Annotated in this window: 8 protein-coding genes; 2 read left to right on the forward strand and 6 right to left on the reverse strand. The window is 65.2% G+C overall.

Annotated elements, in window-relative coordinates:
• From BRAS3809_RS22180 to BRAS3809_RS22200, 5 genes are all read right to left on the reverse strand, one after another.
• On the reverse strand, positions 1-806 hold an 806-nt coding region (locus tag BRAS3809_RS22180), incomplete at its 3' end, for a carboxypeptidase-like regulatory domain-containing protein (protein WP_035657604.1).
• A gap of 101 nt (positions 807-907) precedes the next feature.
• Positions 908-2,344 (reverse strand): MmgE/PrpD family protein, encoded by a 1,437-nt coding sequence (locus BRAS3809_RS22185; protein WP_139017417.1) that lies wholly within the window; start codon positions 2,342-2,344, stop codon positions 908-910.
• Positions 2,345-2,360: 16 nt separating this feature from the next.
• Positions 2,361-3,827, reverse strand: coding sequence for an MmgE/PrpD family protein (locus BRAS3809_RS22190; protein WP_008964275.1), 1,467 nt, complete (start codon positions 3,825-3,827; stop codon positions 2,361-2,363).
• A complete protein-coding gene (locus BRAS3809_RS22195; RefSeq protein ID WP_008964276.1) occupies positions 3,814-4,848 on the reverse strand; it encodes a PdxA family dehydrogenase in 1,035 nt (344 codons plus the stop codon). The genes BRAS3809_RS22190 and BRAS3809_RS22195 overlap by 14 nt, the downstream gene beginning before the upstream one ends.
• A gap of 5 nt (positions 4,849-4,853) precedes the next feature.
• Entirely contained in the window at positions 4,854-6,173 is a 1,320-nt protein-coding gene (locus tag BRAS3809_RS22200) for a C4-dicarboxylate transporter DctA (RefSeq protein WP_008964277.1), read from the reverse strand.
• Positions 6,174-6,306: 133 nt separating this feature from the next.
• Between BRAS3809_RS22200 and BRAS3809_RS22205 the strand changes: the two genes are divergently transcribed.
• On the forward strand, positions 6,307-7,251 hold the full coding sequence (locus tag BRAS3809_RS22205; RefSeq protein ID WP_008964278.1) for a LysR family transcriptional regulator: 945 nt from the start codon (positions 6,307-6,309) through the stop codon (positions 7,249-7,251).
• A gap of 198 nt (positions 7,252-7,449) precedes the next feature.
• Here BRAS3809_RS22205 and BRAS3809_RS22210 read toward each other — a convergent pair whose 3' ends face one another.
• A complete protein-coding gene (locus tag BRAS3809_RS22210; protein WP_008964279.1) occupies positions 7,450-8,154 on the reverse strand; it encodes a hypothetical protein in 705 nt (234 codons plus the stop codon).
• Here BRAS3809_RS22210 and BRAS3809_RS36065 point away from each other — a divergent pair.
• Positions 8,153-8,407 (forward strand): hypothetical protein, encoded by a 255-nt coding sequence (locus BRAS3809_RS36065; protein WP_139017418.1) that lies wholly within the window; start codon positions 8,153-8,155, stop codon positions 8,405-8,407. The two genes, BRAS3809_RS22210 and BRAS3809_RS36065, sit on opposite strands and share 2 nt — an antisense overlap.
• Positions 8,408-10,091: the final 1,684 nt, after the last annotated feature.

Consider the following 10,091-nt stretch of genomic DNA (forward strand, 5'->3'; position numbering starts at 1 on the left):
ATCGCGTCGTGCTGGTAGCGCGTCGGCGCGGCCCAGTCCCACATCGTGTAGACGACGTTGCGCTCGATGCCCTTTGGACGGTCCGGCCTGTCGAACGGCAATTCGCCTGCGGCAATACGATCGGTCCATTTGGCGAAGAGCTCGTAGACCTTGTCGGGCCCCATGCTGGCGAGAACCGTCGCCATGTATTCCTGAGCCTGGCCGGCCTGTGTGCGCATCGCCCAGGCGGTCTGCGAGTCGTGCCCTTCCATGAACAATGTCGGGATCTCGCGGATGCCCCGCGAGCCGAGCGCGTGGCAGGACTGGCACATGTTCTTGACGGTATCGACCCATTGCGATTGCGACTTCATCGTCTCCGGCATCTTGTTGCCCTTGGCGCCCGTGCCGGGAAACTCCTCCGGCTTCGGGATATCGAGCATCGCATACCAGTACATGCCGGGGTAATTCTGCGCGTCCTGCTTCGGAGACGCTGCGGCGGTCTTGAAATCGAGCAGATGACCGGGACGGGCCTGCTGACGCGCGGTGTCCTGCACTCCATAACCTCGCACCCAGACCGTGTAGTTGGCTGCGGGAAGCTCGGGAATGACGAACCGGCCCTGCTCGTCGGTCACCACCACCTTGGCGTACTTGGTCGGCAGGTCCGAGGTCTCGGCAATCACCCAGACGCCAGCTTCCGGCCCGCCGGCGCCGACCACCTGTCCGCCGATGTCGTTGGCGGAAATCTCCACATTCGCCGCGATCGCCGTGCCTTCGTGCAGCAGCACCGCCGCGCAGACATAGCCGGCAAGCCTCCACTTCGACCTCATGTCACGTTCCTCCCGTCGATTCTGCTTTTCTTGTCGGTCTTCCAGCTTGCAATGCCGTGGCCATCCGCCGCAAGCGGCCTTGGAGCCTGGCCCGCGCAACGTCAGGCCGTGAACAAGGGGCGCAGGCGGCCGATGTCGTCGATCTCTTCGAGATGCTCGACCATGTCGATCAGCTTCTCCGTCTTCCCGCTTCCCAGAACCGGCATCAACAAATCCCTTGTCTTGGCGCTGACGGCCTCGGTGCTCAGCGGATTCTCCTTGGTACCCGGCGGATATCTGGTGAAATGGTCGATCGTCGTGCCGTCGACCCGCGTGACCTCGACGATCGCACCGCGCGGCGCGGCCGGATCCATCAGGTCCTTGTCGGCCGCGAGCGTCACCTTCGCACGCTGCTCCAGGATCGCCGGATCGCGCATCAGCGCGACATCATGACTGTCGGCGAACGAGACGGCCCCCCTGACCAGCGCGAGGGCGACGAGATGCTGACAGTTGACGTCGGGCATGGCGCTGTCGCCGACGATTCCCATCGCGTCGGTCGGAAGCTTGACCCGGATGCTGCGGACATTGTCGGGGGTCAGCGCGTGCTGCCGGCGCAGCATCAGCAGCGCATCCAGAGGCGACTGGATCGGATAGCCGACCGAGAAGGTCTTGATGGCGGTCTCCGTGACGTAGAACCGACTGCCGAGATCCTTGACCATCTCTTCCGGCTTCGGATCGCTCGACAGCGCGATGAACAGGTTGTGGGTGCCGTCGAGCACGTCATCGACGCCGGTGAGGCCTGCCATCACCATGTCGACCGCCATGACGCCATTGCGCGCGCCCATGCCGGCGAAATCGAAGGCCTTCTCGATGTGATCCTTGTCCTTCACCCAGCTCCACAGCCCGGAAACCTGCTGCGCCGAATAGGACATGGCGTGACGCATGCCCCGTTCGTCCAGCCGCGCCAGCGAGGCCGCAGCGCCGAGCGCGCCGAATGTCGACGACGTGCCCTCGGCGCTGCGATGCGAGGCGCGCACGAGGTCCGGCCCGAGTGCCATCAGCAGACGGCAGGTCAGGTCGTAGCCGAGCGCGACGGCGCGGATCACGTCGGGTCCGCTGCGATGCTCCCGTTCGGCCAATGCGAGCGCCGCAGGAACCACCGCGCATCCGGGATGGGCCTTGGTCACCGGCTCGAAATCGTCGGTCTCGTCGGCGTGCGCGCACATGGCGTTTGCCATCGCCGCATTGACGGCCGTGGTACGGAAGTCGGAGCCGACGACGGAGGCCTGCGGCTCGCCGCCGAGGCTGCGGACATATTTCAGCGCCATCTCGCCCGGATGCATGCGCGCGCCGGACAGCATGGCGCCGAGCGTGTCGAGAATGCGGTGCTTGCATGCGAGCACCACCTGCTCCGGCAGCTCGGTGTCGCGCGCAACGACCATGTAGCGCGCCAGGCGCTCGGTCACGCCCGGGCCGGCGGCCCTGACGTGAGGGATAGGCATCGCCGCGACGGCGGCGAGCGCGCCAGCCGATTGCAGCAGGCGACGACGCGACGGCATGGCCTCCCTCTCCATCTCAGGCCGTCGCCGACATCTTGGCGATATCGGCGGCATTTGACAGGCCCTCGACGTTCCAGCAGGCGTCCATGATCCGCCGGATTGATGCGGCCGGAACGATGCCGTCGGCGAGATCGGAGAACTTCGCCTCGAGCTGCTGGTCGGTCATCGGCACTTCGACGCTGCCGACGGCGTGCTCGATGCGGCGGCTGAGCTTACGCCCATCCTTCAGCACGATCGTCATCTCGACCTGCTCCGGCTTGATCTCGGGCGTGATGACCGGGACGACCTTGCCGCGCAGCGACAGCACCATCGGATCGGTCACCGCGCGGTCGCTGAACTGCTTCTCGCCGCCCGCGCCTTCCACGATCGCCACGGCCACCGCGTGATAGATGCTGAACTTGCCCTCGAGCCCCTGCTGCGGCGTTTTCTTGCCGGTCAGCTCGAGCACGAGCGGGTTGACCTTGAGATCGACATAGTCGATCTGGTCGGCCTTGAGCCTGTTCTCGTTGCGCAACTGGATCGCCGCATCGATCGCCGGGTGCAGAACGATGCCGCAGGCGAACGGCTTGTAGGTGTTGAGCGCGGCTTCGTAACGCTTGCCGAGCTCGCCGACGATCTCGCCATAGTCCTGCTTGGTGCTGATCGTATTGGCCCAGCCGCGCTTCGCCTCGATCATCCCGTCCGACGACGTGAAATTCTTCGATGCCAGGATGGCGGCGAACAAGCCGTTTGACGCCGCGCGGCCGGGGTTGAAGCTCTTGTTCATCGATCCGAACGATTCGCGCAGGCCGACCGGCTGAGACGCCGCAAGGCCAAGCGCCCAGGTCATCTGCTGCTCGTTCAGCTTCAGCAGCTTGCCCGCCGCGGCAGCGGAGCCGAACACCCCGGCGGTCCCGGTGATGTGCCAGCCGACATCGTAGTGGTTCGGATAGACGGCATTGCCGATCCTGCACTCGGTCTCGACGCCGAGGACGAGCGCGTTCAGGAACTCCTTGCCGGAGACCGGCTGCATCTCCGCGAGCGCGATGATCGCTGACACCACCGGGCCGGCCGGATGGATGATCGTCTTCAGGTGGGTGTCATCGAAATCGAAGATGTGGCTGGACACCCCGTTGATGAAGGCCGCATTCATGATGTCGAACCGCTCGCGCCGGCCGAACAGCGAGGCCTGCTGCGGACCCGAGAACGGACCCAGGGCGGCCACCGCGATGTCCACCGTCTCGTGCCGCGATCCGCCGATCGCGACCCCGACCCAGTTCAGCAGCGTACGGACGCCCTCCTTGCGCACATTGGCGGGAAGGGCGTCATAGGATGCGCCCACGAGATAGCGCGCCAGCGTCCGCGTCACATCCTTGGGAGGGGCAGCTTTCGCCGCGGCATCGGTGGCGTCGGCCGCCTGCGCCATTGCGATGTTGGCGGCAACGGAGGTCAACGGCAGCGCTGCGGCCGCCTGCAGCAAGGTCCTGCGATCAGTGACGCGCATAGGATGTCTCCCGGGTCTTCAGTTTGGCCAGCCGAGCCGCGAGCCGGACGGCGCTTTCGAGCGCGCCCGTCTTGGCAATGCCCTTGCCGACGATGTCGAACGCCGTTCCATGCGAGGGCGTCGTGAACACCGTCTCGAGGCCGGCCGTGATCGTCACGCCGCGGTTGAACCCGCGCAGCTTGGTCGCGATCTGTCCCTGGTCGTGATACATCGCGACGACGCTGTCGAACTCGCCGTCGAACGCGCGGAGGTAGATCGTGTCCGCCGGAAAGGGTCCGCTGCAGGCGATGCCTGTCCGCGCTGCCGCTTCGACCGTCGGCCGGATCATCTCGATCTCCTCGCGGCCGAACAATCCGCCCTCACCCGCATGCGGGTTCAGCGCAGCGACCGCGATGCGCGGCGTCGCAATGCCCGATGCCCGCATCATGCGGTCGACCAGCACGATGGAATCGGTGATCGTCGCGGGATTGATGCAGCCCAGCGCCTCGCGCAGCGACTGATGGCCGGTCACCCGCGACATCCACTGACCGTCGAGAACGTTCATTTCGGAGAAATAGCCCTGGTGCCCGAGCAGGCTCGCGAACATCTTGTGCTCATCGGGAAACTTCCAGCCGCCGTCGAACATGGCCCGCTTGTTGAGCGGAGCGAAGGTGACGGCATCCACCTCCTTCGCCTTGGCGAAATCGATGGCGCGCGACAAGGTGTCTCCGGTGAGCCGGCCGGACTCCGCACTGGATCGGCCGGGCGGAAGGCGCGACGGGTCGGTATTGCGGAGATCGACCAGTGGCACGGCGCCGGGACGCCACGACGCGGCGGAGGGTGACGAGATCCGCTCGATGTCGAGACGCACGCCGGCCTGCGCCATGCCCATCTCGAGAACCCGCGCGTCACCGATGACGACCAGACGGGCCGCGTCGGCAAGATGTCCCTCGGCCAGGATGCGCGCGATCTGTTCGGGCCCAATGCCCGTGCAATCGCCTGGCGTGAGCGCCACCACCGGCAGGTCTGTATCGATATCCATCATTCTCACTTTGCGGTTTCGAGTTGGGCCAGTTTCGCCGACCAGAGTCCCGGATCGAACTCTCCGTCCCATTTCGCGACGACGACCGCGGCGACAGCATTGCCGATAGTGTTGGTGATCGCCCGCGCCAGCGACATGAACCGGTCGATGCCGAGCAGCAGCGCGAGTCCTTCGGCAGGCAGGCCGGCCGCGATCACCGTTGCGGCGAGCGCGGCGAAGGCGCCGCCGGTCACACCCGCGGCGCCCTTGCTGGTGAACAGCATGATGCCGAAGATGCCGAGCTGCTGGGTCGGCGTCAGCTCGAGTCCATAGACCTGAGCGACGAACATCGTGCTCAACGGCAGGGTCAGAGCCACGCCGTCCAGGTTGAACGAATAGCCGGATGGAATGACCAGCCCGGCCACGGCACGGCCGACGCCGGCCGCCGGCAACTTCTCCATCATCCCGGGAATGGCGGTCTCCGATGATGAGGTGCCGAGGACGACCAGCAGCTCGGTGCGCAGCATCCGCAGCAGATCGAGCAGGCGGATCCCGGCCATACGGCAGATCGCGCCCAGCACCACGAAGATGAAGAACGCCATCATCGCCCAGGCGGCGCCGACGAGCAGCGCCAGCGCATAGAGCGTCGCGAGGCCGAATTTGGCGACCGTGAACGCCATCGCGCCGAACGCGCCGATCGGAGCGAGCAACACCACGACATGGACGACACTGAACACGAGCTCGGTGATGCGCTCCATGCCCGCGCGCAGCGGCTGGCCGCGTTCGCCGAGCAGGAGCAGGCCGATGCCGCAGAGCAGGGCGAGGACAAGCACCTGCAACACTTCGCCGCGAGCGAACGCGCCGACGAAGCTGTCCGGAATCATGTGCTGCAAATAGGCGGAGATCGACTCCATGTGCGCCTGCGAATAGCGCGCGACGGCCTCGGCCTGCTGCGAGGTTGCGCGTGCAACGCCGACACCGGGCTGGACCCACCGGACGACAACGAAGCTGAACATCAGACAGAGCGTCGTCACCACTTCGAAATAGACGAACGCCTTGACGCCGATCCGGCCGACCGCCTTCATGTCGCCGACCTGGGCAATGCCGGTCACGACGACCAGAAAGATCAACGGCGCGATCGTCATCTTGATCAAGGAGATGAAGGCGTCGCCGAACGGCTTGAATTCAACGGCGACGGAAGGCCACAGCGCCCCCGCGAGCGCGCCCAGCGCGGCGCCGGCGATGACCAGGACATACGGCTCGCGCCATAGCGGCTTGCGGCGCGCCGGTCCGACCGGGACGCTGGCTGGCAGGGACTCGTCGAGCGACGGTGTTGCGACCCGCAATTCGTTCCCTCCAGGCTTTGTGGCGCCAGGCCCGATGGCGCTTTGTTCTGATGTCTCGAGCCGGGTTACAATGGACCACCGCTCTTCCAGGCGCTAATGCCATATCGGAATGAATTGAGGACGAAACGGCATCATGGACCTGGCCTGGCTCGAGGACTTCCTGGCCGTCGCCGAAGAAGGCGGGTTCTCGCGCGCCGCCGAGCGCCGTCACGTGACCCAGCCGGGATTGAGCCGCCGCATCAAGTCCCTCGAGGAATGGCTCGGCGTTCCCCTCTTCGAGCGCAGCACACATACGATCAGGCTGACATCCGCGGGCGAGAGCTTTCGGCCGGTGGCGGAGGACGTGCTGCGCAGGGTCCTGAACGGACGCGAGGAGGCGCTGGAAGCCGCACGCATCAGGGCCGAGACCATCCACTTCGCTGCGACGCACGCGCTGTCGCAGACCTTCTTCCCCGACTGGATCCGCCGGGTCGATCGCGCGCGGACCGACGCGGCCATCCAGCTCGTCGCCTCGAACTTCGCCGGCTGCGAAAAGCTGCTTCTCGACGCACAGGCGCATTTCCTGCTGGCGCACTATCACCCGTCGCTCTCGAGCCGCCTCGACCCCGATCGCTTTCAGCGCATCGAGCTGCATCGGGACGTGCTGATTCCGATCACCGCCCCCATGTCGAGGAAGGCCGGCCGAAGCGCGTCCAGGCGCACGCCGTCACCCCGTTATTGGCTGCCCGGCACGGACGACACGCCGCTGCCCTACCTCACCTATCATCCGGGATCGGGAGTCGGGCGAATCGTGACGTCGTTCCTGGCGGCGAAAGAGCCGGCGGCGGCGCTGTCCCCCAGCTTCTCCGCGCCGGTGATGCTGCTCATCAACATGGCGCGCGAAGGACGCGGCATCACCTGGGCGCCGCGCAGCCTGGTCGAGCAGGATCTTCAGAGCGGGCGGCTGGTGAGAGCCGGCACGAAGGAGTGGGACATCAAGATCAGCATATGCCTGACACGCGCCCGCGCCCGGATCACCCAGGCAGCCGAGGCCTTCTGGAGCACGGTCAGAAAGTCCACGACGGCATCATCCGACTGAGGCACCTGTCGCTGCACCCGTTCCGTCGATGCGCGCGGGGCTATCGCCTTGATCATTGAAAGATGCGTGGCAGATGATCCCTGTGTCGTCGTTCGATCATCCAGCGTCGAGGAGGATGCCGGGTTTTCCGATGACTAAGCAAGCAAGCCTGCATGAGGGATCGATACGTCAGCCGGATTGATCAGCAGACCCCCCTGCTCACGCGGTCTCGTCGCGCAAGTCCGCCAACACCTGCGGCTCGACCATCAGTCCCTGGCGCTCATAGCGGCCGCGCGTCCGGCTGAAGCGCACGACCACGGCATGGCGCGCGCTGCGCGCCTTGGCACGCCGCGACAGCAGCGCATTGCCGGAGGGCAGGAACACGAGACCGCCGAGACCCGCGCAGGACAGGCACGCCGGGCCGCCCTCCTCCATCATCAGCAGATCGCCGGTGCCGCCGCAGCGGTGACAGCTCCAATCATCGCGCGTCGGCACGACCACGACCAGTTCCGGTGCGCGGCTCGCCTTCTCGGTGAGCCGCGCGCGCGCCTTCTCCGACAGCTCCGCCGCCACGAAATGGGTCCGATAGGCGGTCTCGACGTCGGGCTTTCCACTGCGGCTGAACCGCAGCACTTCCCGGCGCGGCGTCTGCGCGACATAGTCGGTCTCGCTCGGCGTGAGCCCCTTCGCCTCCGCCCAGCGACGCAGCAGCGCGATCGCTTCGCCAATGCTCGGCGGACTCGCGCGCATCACCTCCTCCAGCGCCCCCACCTGCCGCCGTCGCCACTGCTGCAGCAACGACGCATCGAGCCAGCCGAGCCCGCAGAACACGTCGACGACGCTGACGGAATGCTCACGCGCGAGCACCGCCTCGGCGGCGCGGCTGACGCGGTCGGAAAGGGGTTGCTTGGGCTTGCGGGTCATGGTGGAGCTTTGGTGCAGTGCTGCCGAGGAAATTTATGCAGCGGACGCCGCGCATATCAAGGTGCAGGCCGGAGCCGAAGGCCAAGTTTGGTGCACTCTCACCGAGATCAAGATCAGTGCACAGGAGCAAGCAAGTCGTCAGTATTTCGGAGGTGTATCGAGCACTCGCCACGGCGATAAAGTAAACATCAGACAACAAGTCCGTTTCGTTCAACGTCCGATCGAAGATGTACGATGCCTCGAATATCGCTGAAGGGTGTTGTCATCGGGACCATCACCGATGTCGCGGCAACGCACGTTGTGATGATCCCCTTGATTGTCTATTTTTCCATGTCGTCCGGACTGCCTGTTGCCACTCTTCTCAAAAATGGCACGGTCTTCTATGCCTGTGGGGCGGAGCCTGTTCTGTGCTTGGCGGCTACGTTGCGGCACGCATCGCAGAGCATGACGCACTGCTCAACGGAGCGCTTTCGTCAATCCTCAGTGTTGGCAGCGGAACATACGCTGTGTTCAGCGGCAGCGCGGCGGACGACTTATTGATGCATATCGTGTTCTTGCCGCTCAGCGCGGCGCTAGGGACTCTCGGCGGCTATCTGCGATCACGGCAGGGCCCGCGCATGACTTGATCAAACGGGGCGCCGAGCGAAACGGTACCACGGCCGATTCCTGTGACAGCTCGCAGGGTGGATTAGTACTACTGCGTCAGAAAGGGCATCGCTCTCTCCACATGTCGTTCCGGGGCGCCCGCAGGGCGAGCCCGGAACCCATACCCCCGGGCAATAGTGTGAGGCAGGCAGGTCGAGGGCATTTTGCCGCCAAATATCCGCCTGTGGCTATGGATTCCGGGCTCGCCCTGCGGGCGCCCCGGAATGACGACGGATAGCTGGCAGTGTTTTCTGCGCAGTAGTACTAATTGGCGGAGCGTAATCCGCCGCTCCCAGCACATTCAAATCACCGGCCTGCGCAGATCTGGAGAACGATCGTCCTCACGTTAGTCTCCTGTTGGATCGGCGCGAGTCTCCTGATCGAGCCAGGGCCGGCCGACGAACATGGCACCTCCACATCATCTCCCAACGCCACAGCGCCGGGGATGGATGATCAGCCGCGTTGCAACCATCGTCAAAAGCCGGAACACGCCGATGTGCTGATCGCGAGCCGATCCTGGCGCAGCCGGCCTCCTCGAGCTCGGCGAAGCACCTGCAGCTCCACGATAGGCCCGGCTTGCACCTATCGGCGCTGCCGACACGCCGGCGAGAGCATCGGCACGTTTGCCCATGGCCAATTGTGCCAGCGCCCATCGTCGCCGACGCAAGCGGAGACTGCTGGCGGCGGGCTTGCCGTCTCATGCAAGGCGCCCTCGTGCGAGGCAAATCGATAGTCCACATAGGTCGTGGACAGATATCCGGCGAGGGACACGCCCAACACGACCGCAGATCCCCTGGCCCAATCACTCCAGCGCATGCCATCCGTTCCTTGTTCGGCGTAACGATGGGACGATCGTGCCGTGCGATCGTGCCGCTGGCTGTGAGTGACGTCACACCATGCCAGCTACACCACTCTGTGGGACACGATCGGGGGCAAGGGTCTGTCGGCTGCTTCGTTGCGGATTGCAGTCAATATCTGGCCGCTACTCACCAGTTGTGGAAGAACTGCTGATCAAGCCGGGATAACCCAAGAGCGGTGTGCAGCGGGCGCTTTCTCCTCGTTTTTTAGCAGCTTGTTCGCGGTGCTGGTTAGCGGGTTCACTTCGACTCTGCGCGGCAGCCGCTTCTGAATAACAGAAAATCTGTTGACGCCGCCCCCAAATCAGTGGTTTGATCCCCGCCATCCCGCCCGCACTGAGAGGGGCGTATCGCGATCGTCACGGGACGTTGCGGCGGGGAGTGGTGGCCGTGGGGCGACGCAGCATCTCGATTTGCGGGTGCGGACGAAGGTCG

The sequence above is a fragment of the Bradyrhizobium sp. STM 3809 genome (assembly GCF_000239795.1).
In the GTDB taxonomy this organism is placed as follows: Bacteria; Pseudomonadota; Alphaproteobacteria; order Rhizobiales; family Xanthobacteraceae; genus Bradyrhizobium.

Bases quoted from the DNA above. Each gene is read 5' to 3' on its own strand.
- BRAS3809_RS22185 (WP_139017417.1), bottom strand. From the start codon at position 2,344: ATGCCGTCGCGTCGTCGCCTGCTGCAATCGGCTGGCGCGCTCGCCGCC.
- BRAS3809_RS22190 (WP_008964275.1), bottom strand. From the start codon at position 3,827: ATGCGCGTCACTGATCGCAGGACCTTGCTGCAGGCGGCCGCAGCGCTG.
- BRAS3809_RS22195 (WP_008964276.1), bottom strand. From the start codon at position 4,848: ATGGATATCGATACAGACCTGCCGGTGGTGGCGCTCACGCCAGGCGAT.
- BRAS3809_RS22205 (WP_008964278.1), top strand. From the start codon at position 6,307: ATGGACCTGGCCTGGCTCGAGGACTTCCTGGCCGTCGCCGAAGAAGGC.
- BRAS3809_RS36065 (WP_139017418.1), top strand. From the start codon at position 8,153: ATGGTGGAGCTTTGGTGCAGTGCTGCCGAGGAAATTTATGCAGCGGAC.
- BRAS3809_RS22210 (WP_008964279.1), bottom strand. From the start codon at position 8,154: ATGACCCGCAAGCCCAAGCAACCCCTTTCCGACCGCGTCAGCCGCGCC.